Genomic DNA, 16,582 nt, shown 5'->3' with positions numbered 1-16,582 from the left:
GGTCAGACCTTCCCGTGGCACATCTTGAACTTCTTGCCCGAACCGCACGGGCACGGACCGTTGCGGGTGGCGCCCTTGAGCTGCTCCTCCGACAACGTGTCGCCGACCGAGCCGGCCGAGCCCACTGCGCGGCGCTCGACGTCACCGGTCTCGCTGGGCGCGGAGTACTGCAGCTCCTGCGCACGACGCTGGGGCTGCTCGAGACCCTTGGCGCGGAAGGTCGGGTGCGTGTCGCCAGAGGTCGACGCCGAGACCGACTCGGCCGGAACGAGGTCGGGCTCGGGCGCTGGTCCACCGTTGCTCGACACGGGTGAGGCGTCCACGGGCTGGTCGACGTGCTGGTCGACCTCGGTCGCGGCGGACGACAGCCCCGAACCCGCCAGCATGTCGGACACGCTGACCGGCTGGACTGCCGGTGCGTCGGCCTGCGGCTGGTCGACGTCGACCTGCACGTTGAACAGATAGCCGACCGACTCCTCCTTGATGGACTCGTTCATCGCCTCGAAGAGCTGGAAGCCCTCCCGCTGGTACTCGACCAGCGGGTCGCGCTGGGCCATCGCCCGCAGGCCGATGCCCTCCTGGAGGTAGTCCATCTCGTAGAGGTGCTCGCGCCACTTGCGGTCGAGGACCGACAGGACGACCCGACGCTCCACCTCGCGCATGACCTCCTCGCCGAGCTCGGCCTCGCGGGCGTCGTAGGCGTGGTGGGCGTCGGAGGTGATGTGCTCGCGCAGCGACTCGCGCGTCAGCGAGTCACCCTCGGCGGCCCGCACGTCGTCCGGGGTGATGGACACCGGGTAGAGGGTCTTGAGGGCGGTCCACAGGCGGTCCAGGTCCCAGTCGTCGGCGAAGCCCTCGGACGTCTCGGCGTCGACGTAGCCGCCGACGACGTCGTTGATGAAATGGCGGATCTGCTCGTGCAGGTCCTCGCCCTCCAGGACGCGGCGGCGCTCGTCGTAGATGACGGTGCGCTGGCGGTTGAGGACGTCGTCGTACTTGAGGACGTTCTTGCGGATCTCGAAGTTGCGGCCCTCGACCTGGCCCTGCGCACTCTGGATCGAGCGGCTGACCATCTTGGACTCGATCGGGACGTCGTCCTCCATCTTGGCCGTGGTCATGAACCGGTCGACCATGGCCGCGTTGAACAGCCGCATGAGGTCGTCCTGCAGGGAGAGGTAGAAGCGGGACTCGCCGGGGTCGCCCTGGCGGCCCGAGCGACCGCGCAGCTGGTTGTCGATGCGGCGCGACTCGTGGCGCTCGGTCCCCAGGACGTAGAGGCCCCCGAGCTCGGTGACCTCGTCGTGCTCGGCCTTGACGGCTTCCTCGGCCTTGGCGAGCGCCTCGTCCCAGGCGGCCTCGTACTCCTCCGGCGTCTCCACGGGGTCCAGGCCCCGCTGCTTGAGGGTGGCGACCGCCATGAACTCGGGGTTGCCGCCGAGCATGATGTCGGTGCCTCGACCGGCCATGTTGGTCGCCACGGTGACGGCGCCCTTGCGACCGGCCTGGGCCACGATGGCGGCCTCACGCTCGTGCTGCTTGGCGTTGAGCACCTCGTGCGGGACGCCCTGGCGGCGCAGCTGGTCGGCGAGGTACTCGCTCTTCTCGACCGAGACGGTGCCGACGAGCACCGGCTGCCCCTGCGCATACCGCTGGGCGATGTCGTCCACGACGGCGGAGAACTTCGCCTCCTCGGTGCGGTAGACGAGGTCGGGCTGGTCCTTGCGGACCATCGGGCGGTTGGTCGGGATCGGCACGACCCCCAGCTTGTAGATCGAGTACAGCTCGGCTGCCTCGGTCTGCGCGGTGCCGGTCATGCCCGAGAGGGTGTCGTACATGCGGAAGTAGTTCTGCAGCGTGATCGTGGCGAGCGTCTGGTTCTCGTTCTGGATCTCGACGCCCTCCTTCGCCTCGATCGCTTGGTGCATGCCCTCGTTGTAGCGACGGCCGGCGAGCATGCGCCCGGTGTGCTCGTCGACGATGAGGATCTCGCCGTTCATGTTGACGTAGTCCTTGTCCCGCTTGAACAGCTCCTTGGCCTTGATGGCGTTGTTCAGGTAGCCGATGAGCGGGGTGTTGACGGACTCGTAGAGGTTGTCGATGCCGAGGTAGTCCTCGACCTTGGCGATGCCGGCCTCGAGCACGCCGACGGTCTTCTTCTTCTCGTCGACCTCGTAGTCGCCCTCGCCGGACTCCAGCTCGCCACGGGTCAGCCGCTGGGCGATCTTGGCGAACTCGGTGTACCACTTGGTGGCGGCGTCGGCCGGGCCACTGATGATGAGCGGCGTGCGGGCCTCGTCGATGAGGATGGAGTCGACCTCGTCGACGATCGCGAAGTTGTGGCCGCGCTGGACGAGCTCGTCGACCGACCAGGCCATGTTGTCGCGCAGGTAGTCGAAGCCGAACTCGTTGTTGGTGCCGTACGTGATGTCCTTGGCGTACTCGACGCGACGCTGCTCAGGCGTCATCGACGCGAGGATGACCCCGGTCTCCAGGCCGAGCATGCGGTGCACGCGGCCCATCAGCTCGGACTGGTACTCGGCGAGGTAGTCGTTGACCGTGACGACGTGGACGCCCTTGCCCTCAAGGGCGTTGAGGTAGGACGGCAGGGTCGCGACCAGGGTCTTGCCCTCACCGGTCTTCATCTCCGCGACGTTGCCGAGGTGCAGGGCCGCGCCACCCATCAGCTGCACGTCGAAGTGCCGCTTGCCGAGCGTGCGCTTGGACGCCTCGCGGACCGCGGCGAAGGCCTCCGGGAGCAGGTCGTCGAGCGTCTCGCCGTCGGCCAGGCGCTTGCGGAAGACATCGGTCTCCGCCCGCAGCTCGGCATCAGTGAGCGCGGCGAAGTCCTCCTCGATGGCATTCACCTGGGCTGCGATCCCGTGCAGCTTCTTGAGGATGCGGCCCTCACCGGCACGCAGCAGCTTTTCGACGATCTTGGACACGCAATATCTCCTGAGGGTTCGCAGCCGTGGGCATCCGGGTGACAACGGCCCGACCTAGGCTAGTCGAGACGGGCCACGCACGCGGACGCGCCGGCGGGGGAACGCTCCCCTGGGGCCGAACGTGCCGGGCGCGCCAGCGGTTCCTGAGTCCCTACGAGCGCCGGGGGCACCGGCCCCGGGCCTACGAGGCCAGCAGGTCCTGGTAGTCGGGGTGCCGGGCGATCCACGCCGAGATGAACGGGCACAGCGCCACGACGTCGTGCTCGCCCCCGGCCCGGACGTCGTCGAGCGCTCCCTTCGCGAGCGCACCCCCCACCCCCTGTCCTTCGTAGGCGTCGTCCACCTCGGTGTGGGTGAAGACCAGGTGGGACCCCTTGACCCGGTAGGCGGCGAAGCCCGCGAGCTTCCCGTCCACGTGCGCCTCGTAGCGCATCTGCCCGGGGTTGTCCGTGACCACGACGTCCGTCATGGGCTCCAGCCAAGCACGGGCGTCAAGCCTGCCCGCCTCCCCCGAACTCGCCGGAGCTCGCGGCCGTCAGGCGACCGCGCCGACCTCGGACTCCTCGCCCTCGGTGCTCCACGAGCCGCGGTCGGGTGACTTCGTGATCGCGAGACAGGCCAGCGCGGCGAACAGGCAGAGGCCGCCGGCAGTCAGCCACGCCGTGAAGTAGTCACCCGTGCTCTGCCGCACCCAGCCGGCATAGCTGGCCGCGACGCCTGCCCCCACCATGTGGGCGGCGAACACCCAACCGAACACGACGCCGGAGCGCGCCACCCCGAAGTGCCTGCGACACAGGGCGATCGTGGGCGGCACCGTGGCGACCCAGTCGAGGCCGTAGAAGACGATGAAGATGAACAGGTTGGGGTGGATGTCGGGTCCCAGGAGCGCAGGGACGAACAGCAGGGCCAGCCCGCGGAACCCGTAGTAGGCGCATAGCAACAGCCGCGGGTCCACCTTGTCGGTCAGCCAACCCGACGCGATCGTCCCGACGAGGTCGAACACGCCGACGAGCGCAAGCAGGCTCGCAGCGGTGGTCTGCGGCATGCCGTGGTCGTGGGCTGCGGGGATGAAGTGGGTGCCGATCAGCCCGTTGGTCGACCAGCCACAGATCCAGAAGGTGCCGAACAGGATCCAGAAGGTCCGCGACCGGGCGCTCTCCCGCAGCGTGCGGACGGCCAGGGCCGCGGGCCCCACCTGCGACCCGGTATGCCGCGTTGCCGGCTCGTCGAGGGGCTCCCCGGGCTGCGCGCCGAGCGGCCGCAGGCCGAGGTCCGCCGGCCTGTCGCGCACGACGAACAGCACCAGGGGCACGAGCAGGAGGGCCGCGCCGGTCACCACCAAGGCGGCATACCTCCAGCCGGGGCCGGCAGCGAGCGCGGCGATGCCCGGCAGGAACACGAGCTGGCCCGCGGCTCCGGCGGCGGAGAAGACCCCGGTGACGAGTCCTCGCCGCGACTCCACGAACCACCGGTTGGCCACGATGGCGCCGAGGACCAGCGCCATCGCACCCGCACCGACCCCGACGAACACGCCCCAGAGGAGCCAGAGCTGCCATGGTGCGGTCATCACGGTGGTCAGTCCGCTGCCGACCGCCACCAGGACCAGCGCCACGCTGACGACGCGCCGCAGGCCGAACCGCTCCATCAGGGCGGCGGCGAACGGTGCGGTGAGGCCGTAGATCACCAGGTTCGCGGTGACGGCTCCCGACGTGGTGGCTCGCGACCAGCCGAACTCGGTCTCGAGCGGTTCGAGGAGGGCCCCGGTCGAAGAGCGGAACCCGGCCGCCGCCACGAGGGCTCCGAGGATGACTGCAGCCACCCACCAGGCCCGGTGCACGCGCGGCCGACGGGTCGCCTGCGTCTCGACGGCAGCGGCAGGAATCGTCACTGTCGCAGGCTATCTGCCAGTCAGAGTCCACGCTGGGTGCTTTCCGGACAACCGCCGTCCAGATCCCGCCAGCAGCGGGCGGTCAACCCAGGCCGACGAGAGCACGACGGTCAGCGCAGGCCGGGTCAGCCGACCGAGCTCAGCCCGAGCCACCAGGCCATCAGAGCGAGCTCCTGGTCGAGCGCGGCGCGGGCAGCCTGGGGCGCGTCGGGCTCCCAGTGGACCGCCTGCACCCGCAGCACGCCGGCAGCGCGGTCGGCCTTGAGGTCGCAGCGCGCGACCAGCTCGTCCCCGAACAGGAACGGCAGCACGTAGTAGCCGTGGACCCGAAGCGGCGCAGGCACGTAGATCTCGAGGCGGAAGTCCATCCCGAAGATCGCCGCGGTGCGGTCGCGCTGCCAGATGAGTGAGTCGAACGGGCTGAGCAGGGCCTGGGCGGTCACCGTGCGGGGGCGGCGGGCCTGCGGATGCAGGTAGGCGGGACGCCTCCACCCCTCGATCGTCGCCGGGACGAGCGCGCCCTGCGCGACGAGGGCATCCAGTGCCGGACGCGACTGGTGCGGCTTGAGCCGGAAGTAGTCCCGAAGGCACTGCTCGGTGCCGACGCCGTGGGCACGAGCGGCGATCAGCATCAGCTCGGTGAAGGCGACCTCGGGCGAGGGGCGAGCGGCCGGGTCTATGGCCATCGCGGCGAGGTGACCGGGCAGCACGCGCTCCGGCACGGCATACCGTCGCTCGAACTGGCTGGTCCGACCCGCGGAGCTCACCTTCCCCGCCCAGAAGAGGTGTTCGAGGGCGCTCTTGACCAGCGACCAGTTCCACCCCCAGTCGTCGCGCTGGCGCGGCAGGTCGTGCTCGAGGGCCGCCTCGAGCTGGCGCGAGGTGAGCGGGCCGCGAGCCGTGACCTCCGCCAGGACCGCCGCGACCAGCTCCGGGTGGTCCCGGGCCACGCGCTGCATGCCGCCCCAGGAGTCGTGCAGCGCACGCTGCATCCGGAAGTCGAGCAGCGGCCAGGTCGCGGGAGGGATCAGGCTCGCCTCGTGGGCCCAGTACTCGACCAGTCGTCGCGGTGCCCGGTCGCGCGCCCGGTCCAGCAGCGCCGTGTCGTAGGGACCCAGCCGGGAGAAGAACGGGAGGTACTGACTGCGGGTGAGGACGTTGACGCTGTCGATCTGGACGATCTGCACCCGGTCGATGACGCGCTGCAGGTGACGCATCGTCGCGGTCCCCGGAGCCGGCCGCGGCTCGGCGAAGCCCTGCGCGGCGAGCGCGATGCGGCGCGCCTGGGCGCGCGTCAGCTGCACGGGCGAGGGTGTCATCACCGCTGGTGCGCCGCTGGTCACTCGCCGGGTTCGAGGAGGTTCTCGCGGACGGCGTACATGGCCGCCTCCATCCGCGAGTGGAGCTGCAGCTTCTCGAGGATGTTGCGGACGTGGTTCTTCACGGTGTTCTCCGAGATGAACAGCTGGTGCGCGATCTCCTTGTTGGCCATGCCCCTCGCCACCAGCCGCAGCACCTCGAGCTCGCGGTCGGTGAGCCGCGGCGCCCCGACCCCACTGGGCCGGTCCCCCTGGCGCTTGCTCATCTGGGCGAACTCGGCCAGCAGCTTGGAGGCCATCGAGGGTGAGATGAGCGAGTCACCGTTGTGGACGGCGCGCACGCCGTCGGCGATCTCCTCGCCGGGGACGTCCTTGAGGAGGTAGCCGTTGGCACCCGCCTTGACCGCTTCGTAGAGGTCGGACTCCTCGTCGGACATCGTCAGCATGATGATCTTGGTGGACGGCACGAGCGCCTTGATGGTCTGGCAAGCCTGGATGCCCGACGTGTGCGGCATCCGCACGTCCATCAGGACGACATCGGGCAGCAGCTCGACGGTGCGGTCCACCGCCTCCTTGCCGTCGCCGGCCTCGCCCACGATCTCGATGTCGTGGTCCTGCGAGACGACCATCTGCAAGCCACGGCGGTAGAGGACGTGGTCATCGGCGATGACGACCCTGATCGGGTCGGCACCGCTGCTCAGACCACCATCCCCGTTCGTCACGAGCCACATACTGTCATGGCGCGGCCACGACGCCGGGCGAAAGTCCACGTGGGACGGCCCGGCGTCGTGCTGCGCAGGTGTCAGGAGACCTTCCGGGTGGCTCCCTCGTCGGCGGTGACGTCCAGGTGGATGACGCCATAGGACCAACCCCTGCGCCGGTACACCACGCTCGGCTGGTCGGTGTCCTCGTCGTGGTAGAGGTAGAAGTCGTGCCCGACGAGCTCCATCTCGCGGACCGCCTGGTCGAGTGCCATCGGGACGGTCGCGTGGATCTTCTCGCGGATCTCGACCGGCGAGGCGCCCTGGGCGCCGAAGGGATCGCCGTCGCCGGTGCCCTCGTGGACGTGGTCCTCACCCCCGCCCTCCACCGGCTCCTGGATGCGCGCCGTGGCGGCGGCCACCGACTCGGGCGCGTGCCTGCCGCGGTGCACGCGCTTGCGGTCCTGGGCCCGCCTCAACCGCTCCATCAGCTTGTCCAGCGCCACGTCGAGCGCCGCGTACTTGTCGTCAAGACATGCCTCGGCCCGCACGATCGGGCCCTTCACGTGACAGGTGATCTCGACCCGTTCGCAGGCCTTGGCCTGACGCTTGTTCGACTCATGGCTCACGATGACGTCGACGCGCTGCACGCGCGGCGCGAGCTGGGGGATCTTGGCCAGCTTTTCGTCGAGGTGGGCACGGAATCGGTCTGAGACCTGCATGTGGCGTCCGGTGACGACAATCTCCACGGTGTCCTCCAGTGTGTTCGGCGGATGTGCGAGTCGGGCGGCGTGACCCGGGTTCAACCGCGGCACCACCCACCCTCCGGCGTGACGCTCCGGGGTGGAAGCGACCGCGTGGTCGCACAGGTCGCCGACTCGGTGGTCGGCGGGGGCGGCTCCGCTCCCTGCGAGAGGACGCCCGCCGGACCGCGTCCGAGGCGCCCTGTTTGCGTGCCGTGCACGGGGGCCAGGGAGGCCATACGACGAACTTAGACCACCCCAGCCGATTCCGACACAGGGATTGACTGCGCCTTTACCCGGAGTATGCCGGGTGCCGACCGGACGCCCGTCCGCGCCGCTGGGTGGCGCAGATCGTCGCGGCCACGACCGTCTGGGCGCCCCCCGAACGAAGCGCCCGGGCGGCCTCGACCACGGTGGCCCCGGTGGTCAGGACGTCGTCGAGCACGACGCACACGGCACCCTCGACCGGCTGGGCCCAGCGAGGCTGCACGGTCATCGAGTGCTCGAGGTTGACCGCGCGCTCGCGGGCTCCGAGCCCGGCCTGGTCGGCGACCCGCCGTCGGGGGCGCAGCACCGGGGCGACGACTGCCTCGTCCGCCGCGAAGCCCTTGACGGCGCGGGCGGCGAGCTCCACCAGGGGCGCGTCCCCGCGAGCGCGGACCGACGCCCGCGAGGAGGGGACGGGCACGAGCAGGACAGGACCGTTGTGGTGGCCCAGGAGGTCGACGGCGGCCGGGCAGACGCCGATGGCAGCGTCCACGGAGCGGGCCAGCAGCTCGCCCAGCAGCGGTGCGCAGTCCCGTCGTCCGTCGTCCTTGTAGGCGCCGACCATGGTGGCGAGCGGCCCGAGGTACGGGCCGGTTGCGAGGACCGTGGGCAACCCCGCGGGACACGGGTCGGGTCGTGCCTGTCGAGGCCCGCCGGCCCAGAGGCACCGGCCGATCTCGTCCAGGCACGCGCCGCATACCTGGGTGTCAGGCTGCCCACACCCCACACAGCAGACCGGCAGGGCCAGGTCGGCCACGGCCCGCAGGGCCGCGAGCGGCCCTGACTCAGCCCTGGTCAGCGACACGTCACCCATCGTCCCGGCCCGGTGTGTTGGCCTCGATTCGCAGGCAGAAGCCTGTGGACACGACTAGTCTGGGCAGTGGCCTGTGGACAACTGCTGGGTGCCGGGGACGCGAGACGGGAGGCGGGTATGCGGTGGCTGCCCCATCTCGCCGTCTCCACCCGGCTCCGGCTCGGGATCGCCCTGCTGGCAGCAATGTTCGCCTCGCTCAACAACGACACCCTCGCAGGCCTCCCGTGGATCCTGCTGACGGTCACGCTCGACCTCGCGGGGTCAGCCCTCATCGTCCTGAGCCCCAAGGACACCGCGACCCGGCGCGTCCAGCTGACCGGGCTGCTGGTCGCCGGTGCCATCGTGGCCGGCCTCGCGATGGGTTACACCCACCCGTGGTCGAAGATCCTCATCCTCATCCCCGCGTTCCATGCCGGCCTGCGGCTGGGTCGGCGTGGGGCCATCGTGGTCTCGGGCTGCGGTCTGGCCTCCGGCCTCGCCACCGCATCGTGGTTGGGCCGCCTCGAGGTGACCGAGGGGCAGCGCATCCTGCTCGCCGCCCTGGTCGCGCTGGTGTTCGGCCTGCTCGGCGCCTGGTCGCACCGCATGGAGGGCACTCCCCTACCCGTCGACCCGAACGTCGCGGCCGAGGCCAGCCTGCTGCTGCGGCGCCTGCACGAGCTGGCCGACACCCTCGACACCGGGTTCGACGCCCCCGGCTCGGCCGAGATGGCCTTGCAGGACCTCAGCAACCAGATGCGGGCGGCGCGCAGCGCGATCCTCGTGGGGTACGGCGACGACCCTGCCGTGCCGCTGGCGATCCGTGGTGCCGACCGCACCCCCTGGCCGGACCCGATGGAGCCGGGGTCGGTCCTCGCGCAGTCCTGGCGACAGGGCGTGCCCACCCTCGCGCAGTGGGACGACGACCTCGTCGCCCGCTCGGTGATCGTCGTCCCCCTCAATGACGGCGACGGCAACCGGCTGGGGCTGATGGTGGCCGACCGACCGCTCGTGACCCCCTTCACCGAGGACGACCTCGCCGCCGCGGGAGCTGTCGCCGCCCGGCATGCGGCCAACATCGACCTCTCGGTGCTGTTCGCCGGACTGCGTGAACGGGCCGGCCTGGAGGAGCGCGAACGCCTGGCGCGCGAGATGCATGACGGGATCGCCCAGGAGATGGTGGCACTGGGCTTCGGCATCGACGCTGTCCGTCGCAGCGCCCGCGGGCAGGGATCACCCCTGGCCGATGACCTCGACGCCCTGCGCGTGGACGTGTCGCGCGTGCTGGCCGACCTCCGGCTGCACATCGGCGACCTGCGGATCGCGGTGCGCCCCGACACGGGCCTCGGCGCGATGATCGGCGCCCGCCTGCAGAACTTCGGCTCGTCGTCCGGGGTGACGACGCGGATGCACCTGAGTGAGACCGGCTTCCGCCTCCCAGCCCACACCGAGGTGCTCATCTACCGCCTCTTCCTGCGGCTGCTGGCGGACGCCCGGCACTCCCTCAACGCCCAGGCCGTGGAGGTGCGCCTCAACGTCGCCGCCCCCCGGGTGGAGCTCTGGATGTCCCACGACGGCACGACCTCACTGTCTGAACGCGACTTCGCCGACCACCCACTGAACAGCCTCGGAGGAGAGATCTCCATCGAGCCCTACGCCGGAGACGGGGTCGCGCTCCGCATGCGCATGCGGGCTCGCGGGGCCGCCCCCTCCGCCACGCTGTCCAATGAAAGGATCCCCCAGCCCTCATGACCATCAATGTCGTGGTGATCGACGACCACACCCTGGTGCGCGAAGCCGTCTGCCGGATGATCGACAGCGAGCCGGATCTCTCCGTGGTCGGGCAGGCCGGCGGCATCGCCGAAGGCCGCACCGTCCTGGCGCAGAGCCTGATCCACGTCCTCGTCGTGGACGTTTCCATGCCCGACGGCTCCGGCCTGGTGATGGCCAGAGCGGCCCGCGAGGCGTCCCCGCGCCTGGGCATCGTCGTCCTGACGATGCACAACGACGACGAGACCTTGCTTGAGGCGCTCGACCTCGGCGCGTCGGCGCTCGTGCTCAAGTCCGCCCCGTCCGACGAGGTCATCGCGGCAGTCCGTCGCGCGGCCGTGGCGCCTGACGCCTTCATGGCGACCGGTCTGGCCGAAGCACTGCGCCGTCGCGACTCGAGCGACAAGCCGCGCCTGACGCCCCGCGAGGCAGAGGTGCTGGACCGGCTCGTCGCGGGCGACTCCATCGCCGCGGTCGCGAAGAAGCTCTACATGAGCGAGTCGACCGTCAAGACGCACGTCTCGAAGGTCTACGAGAAGCTGGGCGCCCACAACCGAGCGTCCGCCGTGATGTCGGCCCTGCGCCTGGGACTGGTCAAGTCCGAGTCGATCGGCCGCAGCCGCTGACCCAGCTCCTTCGCTGACCGAGCGCAGCTGTCAGAGCTCAGCCGTCAGAGCCCGCCGTGGCTGAAGGTGTCCACCATCTTGATGGCACCGGGTCCGATGATCACGATGAACAGGGCCGGGAAGATGAACAGCAGCATCGGGAACAGGATCTTCACCGGCACCTTCTGCGCCTTCTCCTCGGCGCGCTGACGACGGACGAGGCGCATCTGGTTCGACTGCTCGCGCAGGACGTTTCCGATGGGCAGCCCCAGGCGGTCGGCCTGGACCAGCGCGCTGACGAAGGTCTTCGCCTCGGGGACCGTGGTCCGGGCCGCCAGCGAGCTGAACGCCGCACCACGGGTCTTGCCGATCTGGATCTCCGAGAGCACGCGGGCGAACTCACCGGAGATCGGCCCTGAAGCTGACTTGGCCACTTGCATCAGTGCCGCGTCGAACCCCTGCCCGGCCTCGACACAGACCGTCAGCATGTCGAGGGCGTCCGCGAGGCCACGACGCAGCTCTTCCTGACGCTTCTGGCCGACGTTCATGAGCAGCAGGTCCGGCAGGTAGAAGCCGACGGCGGCGGCAGCCACCGTGATCAGCACACCCTTGAGGCTGAAGCCACCGAAGAGCAGGCCGAGGACCGCTCCGATGAGCAGGCCCGCACCCTTGCCGCCCATGATCCGCTCCGCAGTCCACGTGCCGGGGTTGCCTGCGAGGTCGAGGCGACGGGTGAGCCCTTCCTGCGTGCCGGTCGGCGAGAGCCTGTTGGCCAGCGAACGGGTCTTGGCCAGGAGAGGTGCCACGATGCGTTCCATCACGGGCAGGTCGGACTTGGTGACCTCGCGGGCGTTCACGGTCTTCTCGATGAGCTCGAGTGACTTGGCCACACCCCTGGTGGCTCCCGCTCCGACGGACAGCGCGAGGACGATCGTCGCGAGGGCGCCCGCTACCGCGATGAGCCCGACGATCAGCAGCATGGATCCCATGTCAGACCTTCACTTCCACGGTCTTGCGCATCCAGGCCCAGCCGATTCCCAGCGAGACGATGCCACCTGCCAGCATCACCAGCCCCAGGGGTCGGGTCCAGAGCAGCTCGACGTACGCCGGGTTCGTCTGCATCGTGTAGAGGAAGATGCCGATCGGGAGTCCGATGAGGATGTATGCCGAGAGCCTGCCCTCGGCAGAGAGCGCCCGGACGTGGCGCTGGAGCTCCTCACGCTCGCGGAGGGTCTTGGCGGTCGTGCGGAGGGTCTCGGCCAGGTTTCCACCGACCTCGCGCTGGATGCGGATCGCCATCGCCGTCCAGCGCATGTTGGCGCTGTCCATCCGCTCGGACATGCGCTCGAGGGAGTCGGCGATGTCGGCACCGATGCGGGTCTCGGCGAGGGCCCGGGAGAACTCCTTGGCCGAGGGTTCCGCGGCGTCCTTCGCGATGGCGTCGAGAGCCTGCGGGAGCGAGAAGCCCGTCGACAGGCTGCTGGCCACGAGGGTGAGCACGTCCGGCAGCTGGTGGTCGAACTTCTTGGCTCGACGCTTCGCGAGGAAACGCAGGATGAAGGCTGGTGCGAACAGTCCCAGGACCACGCCCAGCAGCGCCGCGACGAGGGTCATGATCTGACCGCCGCGGAGCAAGGACATCGAGGTCGCGATCCCCGCGACAACGCCGACGATACGTAGCACCCACCACTCACCAGCCCGCAGCGGCAGGTCGGCGCGCTCGATGAGCGCCATGGTCTTGCTGGTCGACTCCCGCCCCTCCATCATGCGTTCGCCGAGGAACACCAGGCTCTCTGACACCGCGGTCTGACGGTTCTGCGCCTTGGCCTTCAGGGGGGCGCCCGGCGTCACGTAGCGGTCGATGCTGTCGACACGCGTCTGTCGACCGGACTTGAACGATGGGGCCGAGAGGGCGACGCCGATGGCCACCAACCCGAGGAAGACCGCGGCCATCCCGATCCCCACCATGGGCGACACGCCGAGCACGGGAAGCAGCGTCGCGCCGGTAGAGGGCTTCACGACGTCTTCGGTCGGACCGACCACCGGGGTGACGGACGCGGGGCCCGACTTGGTGGGGAGTGGAACGCCCTCACCGAAGTCCACGAGTGCTGTCGTCGTGAAGCCCTTGCCGCCAGCGAGGCCGGAGACCTTGATGTTCTGCACCGCGATGACCCCCGGCGGCAGCGGCATGGAGAAGGTGAGCTGAGACGCGAGGGTCTTGGCCGCAGTGGTGAAGGCGCTGGCGACCGCTCCGGCGCTCGCGGCGGAGACCACGGATCCGCCCCCGGCGGAGGCGAACCCCTTGAGGACGGAGACATTGCTCTCCGTGGACTTGAACGAGACGGCCTCGGCGCGGACCCCGCCGCTCTTGAGAGCGTCGTTGGCCTGGGCCTGGGTCGTCTTGCTGGTCGTGTCGCCACCGTCACTGAGGAGCAGGATGCTGCGCTCCCCCTTGCTGCCCAGCGTCTGAACGGCGAGCGCGACACCGTCGTACAAGGCAGTCTCGCCGGACGACTTGAGGTTGTCGACGGCGGTCTGCACCTTGCCGTGGTCCCCCGTCGGCGCGAGGTCGACCACGGCCTTGCCGGAGAACGACACGACTCCCACGCGGACGTCGTCCGGAACGCTCTTGAGGAACGCCGCCGCAGCGGCGCGGGCAGTGGCCATGCCCGCAGCGCCCATCGATCCGCTGGTGTCGACCACGAGCAGCGCGGTGCGTGCCACCGGGGTGCCCTGGCCGGAGGTGATGGCGTCCACCGGGTAGTCCTTGCCCGACACCGTCACAGTGAGGCTCGGGTCGATCGACGCCCCACCACTGGCCGAGATCAGCCCGATGAGGTTGCCGTTCTTGGCCTCGATGCCCGTGATGTTGACGACCGGGTCCCCGGCCGCGTTCGCGGAGGCGGTGCCCACGAGGAAAGCTGCGAGGGCCAGCGCCACGGCGGCGCCGACCTTGCGCGGCACACGAAGGAGCATCAAAGCCCCCGGACGAAGATGTCGGGCGCCAGCTCGATCCCCTGGTCGTGCAGCTCGGTGGCGAACTTCGGTCGCAGTCCGGTGCTCTTGAGGGTGCCTCGAAAACGGCCCTGCTCGTCGCGACCGGCGGCGTAGTCGAAGGCGAACAGGTCCTGCATCGTGATGATCTCGCCCTCCATGCCGATGACCTCGCTGATCGCGGTGACGCGACGCGAGCCGTCCTTCATACGGGCCTGCTGGATCACCATGTCGACGGCTCCGGCGACCTGCTCGCGGATGGCACGCACGGGCAGGTCGACGCCAGCCATGAGCACCATGGTCTCGAGACGGGCGAGGCTGTCGCGCGGGCTGTTGGCGTGCACGGTCGTCAATGAGCCGTCGTGACCGGTGTTCATGGCCTGGAGCATGTCCAGGGCGGCCCCGTCTCGACACTCACCGACGACGATCCGGTCGGGACGCATACGCAGCGCGTTCTTGACGAGCTCACGGATGTCGATCCTGCCGCGGCCCTCGATGTTGGACGGACGCGACTCGAGGCGCAGCACGTGGTCCTGCTTGAGCTGGAGCTCCGCCGCGTCCTCGATGGTGACGATGCGCTCGTCGTCGGGGATGAACGAGGACACGACGTTGAGCAAGGTGGTCTTGCCCGAGCCGGTACCACCGGAGATGACGATGTTGCGGCGCCCCCTCACGCAGGCGCTCAGGAAGTCACGCACCTGCGGCGTGAACGTACCGAAGGCGATGAGGTCCTTGTCCGTGAAGGGGTCGGTGGCGAACTTACGGATGGTGAGGAGCGAGCCGTCGAGGGCGATCGGGGGGATGACCGCGTTGACGCGGGAGCCGTCGGGCAGGCGGGCGTCCACCAGCGGGCTGGCCTCGTCGACGCGACGACCGACGCGCCCAACGATCTTGTCGATCGTGCGGCGCAGGTGGGCGTCGGAGCTGAAGTGCGTCTCGACGGGGTAGAGCTTGCCGGCACGCTCGACGTAGATCTGGTCCGGACCGTTGACCATGATCTCAGTGATCTCGCTGTCGCGCAGGAGCGGCTCGAGCGGCCCGTGACCCAGGATCTCGTCGGCGACCTCTTGGGAGATACGCGTGCGGTCAGCCAGGGAGAGCGGGGTCTCCTCGTGGTCGATGACCTCCTGGAGCGTGTGCCTCACCTTCGACTCGAGCTCGGCCTGGTCGAGGTGGGGGTCGTAGAGCTGCGGACCGAGCGAGTCGAGCAGCGCCTGGTGGACGCTGGCCTTGACGACGCCGAACGGGTCAGCGACGCGCTGCCGCTCGTGGGCGGCCGCGGGAGTCTGGGACCCGGCGTTCGCCTCGGCCGCCTGCTGGCTCCTGCGGACACTCTCGAGACGCTCGGCGAGACTCATCTGTTGCCCCCTCGTGATAGTGACCAGCGACTGGAACGGGTGGGCGCGGCGTTGGCCGGTTTGGCCGCCCCGCCAGAGGAGCCCGGTTCGGCGGTGCGGATGAAGTTGTCGGCGAGGTCGCGCAGGGCGGCGCTCACCGGGTGCTTGGGCTCGTCGAGGACGATCGGCACTCCCCTGTTCACCGATGCTGGCACCGCGGTGCTGTTCGGGACCATGACGGCGATGTCCTGCTTCAGCGCGGCGACGACGTCCTCTGCCCGCAGGCCGACCTTGGCGTCGGATCGGTTCAGGACGATGACCCGCGAGTCCTTGGCGTTGCCCAACAGGTCGAGCGTGTCGAGAGTGAGGCGCAGGTTCTTGACGGCCGGGATGTCGAGCGTGGCGATGAGGACCAGCACGTCGCTGTCGTCGAACGCGGCCAGGACGTGTGAGGTGAAGGCCGGCGGCGTGTCGAGGACGACGAAGTCGTAGTGCCGCTTGGCCACCCGGATGAGCTCTCCCACGGTGGACCCGGGCACGCGGTCGGCGTCGCTCGGCTCTGCGGGTGCGCTGATGGCCTCGAGGCCACTGTCGTGCTTGGTCACCACGGACTTGATGGCCTGCTCGTCGATGTTCCCGGCCATGCTCACCAGGTCGATGATCGAGTTCTGCGGCAACATCTGCAGGCTGATGCCGACGTCGCCGAAGGCCAGGTCCAGGTCCACGAGCAGGACCTTGGAGCCGGTCGAGGCGAGGTAGGCCCCGATGTTGGTGGCGAAGGTCGTCTTTCCGACCCCGCCCTTGGCGGAGAAGATCGTGACGACTCTCGCGGTGCGCCCACCCGCCACCTCACCGACGTGGCCGGCCACGCGCTGGCTGAGCTCGCGGCTGCGGCGAGCCGCGTCGGCCAGCCCCGTGAGGTCGTCCGCGGTCACGACCTCCCGCACGCCCGCCCTGAGGGCCTGGCCCAGCACGGCCACATCGAGCCGACGACGCAGGAGGAGCACGCCGAGCTCGGGCCGCTCCACGCGGCAGTACTCGCTGAACTGGCAGGCGGAGTCCATGTCGACGTCAGGGCCGATGAGCACGAGCGCCTCGCCCGGAGCGTCCTCCAGGACACGCACCGCAGCCGGCTGTGTGTCGACCCGGGTGATCGCGCCAACCGCGAAGTCGTAGCGTTCCGAGGCAGAAGGATCAGCGTCCCACAAGAGGGTCATGTCCGG

The 16,582-nt window shown here is 69.8% G+C and carries 13 protein-coding genes; 2 read left to right on the top strand and 11 right to left on the bottom strand.

Features of this window, described 5'->3' with window-relative positions:
• Positions 1 to 2: 2 nt before the first annotated feature.
• From secA to BJ986_RS11010, 7 genes are all read right to left on the bottom strand, one after another.
• Positions 3 to 2,942 carry a preprotein translocase subunit SecA gene (secA, locus tag BJ986_RS11040; protein ID WP_179422022.1) on the bottom strand — a complete coding sequence of 980 codons (2,940 nt, stop codon included), beginning with the start codon at positions 2,940 to 2,942 and terminating at the stop codon, positions 3 to 5.
• Positions 2,943 to 3,123: 181 nt separating this feature from the next.
• A complete protein-coding gene (locus BJ986_RS11035; RefSeq protein ID WP_179422021.1) occupies positions 3,124 to 3,411 on the bottom strand; it encodes a GNAT family N-acetyltransferase in 288 nt (95 codons plus the stop codon).
• 66 nt (positions 3,412 to 3,477) lie between these two features.
• Positions 3,478 to 4,830: an MFS transporter gene (locus BJ986_RS11030; RefSeq protein ID WP_337795170.1), complete on the bottom strand. Its 1,353-nt coding sequence runs from the start codon at positions 4,828 to 4,830 to the stop codon at positions 3,478 to 3,480.
• Between the two features lie 125 nt (positions 4,831 to 4,955).
• Positions 4,956 to 6,149 (bottom strand): winged helix-turn-helix domain-containing protein, encoded by a 1,194-nt coding sequence (locus BJ986_RS11025; RefSeq protein WP_179422020.1) that lies wholly within the window; start codon positions 6,147 to 6,149, stop codon positions 4,956 to 4,958.
• A 20-nt stretch (positions 6,150 to 6,169) separates the two neighbouring features.
• The gene (locus BJ986_RS11020) at positions 6,170 to 6,871 is read right to left on the bottom strand and encodes a response regulator transcription factor (protein ID WP_337795168.1); all 702 of its coding nucleotides are present in this window, start codon (positions 6,869 to 6,871) and stop codon (positions 6,170 to 6,172) included.
• An 80-nt stretch (positions 6,872 to 6,951) separates the two neighbouring features.
• Positions 6,952 to 7,599: a ribosome hibernation-promoting factor, HPF/YfiA family gene (gene hpf / locus BJ986_RS11015; protein ID WP_179422018.1), complete on the bottom strand. Its 648-nt coding sequence runs from the start codon at positions 7,597 to 7,599 to the stop codon at positions 6,952 to 6,954.
• A gap of 286 nt (positions 7,600 to 7,885) precedes the next feature.
• Complete coding sequence (locus BJ986_RS11010) at positions 7,886 to 8,665, bottom strand: phosphoribosyltransferase family protein (RefSeq protein WP_202881231.1); 780 nt, start codon at positions 8,663 to 8,665, stop codon at positions 7,886 to 7,888.
• A gap of 126 nt (positions 8,666 to 8,791) precedes the next feature.
• On the opposite strand from BJ986_RS11010, the gene BJ986_RS11005 reads away from it, so the two are divergent.
• Positions 8,792 to 10,405: a sensor histidine kinase gene (locus BJ986_RS11005; RefSeq protein WP_179422016.1), complete on the top strand. Its 1,614-nt coding sequence runs from the start codon at positions 8,792 to 8,794 to the stop codon at positions 10,403 to 10,405.
• Positions 10,402 to 11,049 carry a response regulator transcription factor gene (locus BJ986_RS11000; protein ID WP_179422015.1) on the top strand — a complete coding sequence of 216 codons (648 nt, stop codon included), beginning with the start codon at positions 10,402 to 10,404 and terminating at the stop codon, positions 11,047 to 11,049. The genes BJ986_RS11005 and BJ986_RS11000 overlap by 4 nt, the downstream gene beginning before the upstream one ends.
• Positions 11,050 to 11,093: 44 nt before the next feature.
• On the opposite strand, the gene BJ986_RS10995 is transcribed toward BJ986_RS11000, so the two are convergent.
• From BJ986_RS10995 to BJ986_RS10980, 4 genes are read right to left on the bottom strand one after another with little or no spacing between them, the layout of a single operon-like run.
• Positions 11,094 to 12,017: a type II secretion system F family protein gene (locus BJ986_RS10995; protein WP_179422014.1), complete on the bottom strand. Its 924-nt coding sequence runs from the start codon at positions 12,015 to 12,017 to the stop codon at positions 11,094 to 11,096.
• Position 12,018: 1 nt separating this feature from the next.
• A complete protein-coding gene (locus tag BJ986_RS10990) occupies positions 12,019 to 13,992 on the bottom strand; it encodes a type II secretion system F family protein (RefSeq protein ID WP_179422013.1) in 1,974 nt (657 codons plus the stop codon).
• Between the two features lie 11 nt (positions 13,993 to 14,003).
• On the bottom strand, positions 14,004 to 15,380 hold the full coding sequence (locus BJ986_RS10985; RefSeq protein WP_179422012.1) for a TadA family conjugal transfer-associated ATPase: 1,377 nt from the start codon (positions 15,378 to 15,380) through the stop codon (positions 14,004 to 14,006).
• The gene (locus tag BJ986_RS10980) at positions 15,377 to 16,576 is read right to left on the bottom strand and encodes a CpaE/TadZ family protein (RefSeq protein ID WP_179422011.1); all 1,200 of its coding nucleotides are present in this window, start codon (positions 16,574 to 16,576) and stop codon (positions 15,377 to 15,379) included. Before BJ986_RS10980 ends, BJ986_RS10985 begins: the two co-directional genes overlap by 4 nt.
• Between the last annotated feature and the right edge of the window lie 6 nt (positions 16,577 to 16,582).

This window comes from Pedococcus badiiscoriae, from assembly GCF_013408925.1.
In the GTDB taxonomy this organism is placed as follows: Bacteria; Actinomycetota; Actinomycetes; order Actinomycetales; family Dermatophilaceae; genus Pedococcus; species Pedococcus badiiscoriae.
This window is presented reverse-complemented; position numbering and strand designations above follow the sequence as displayed.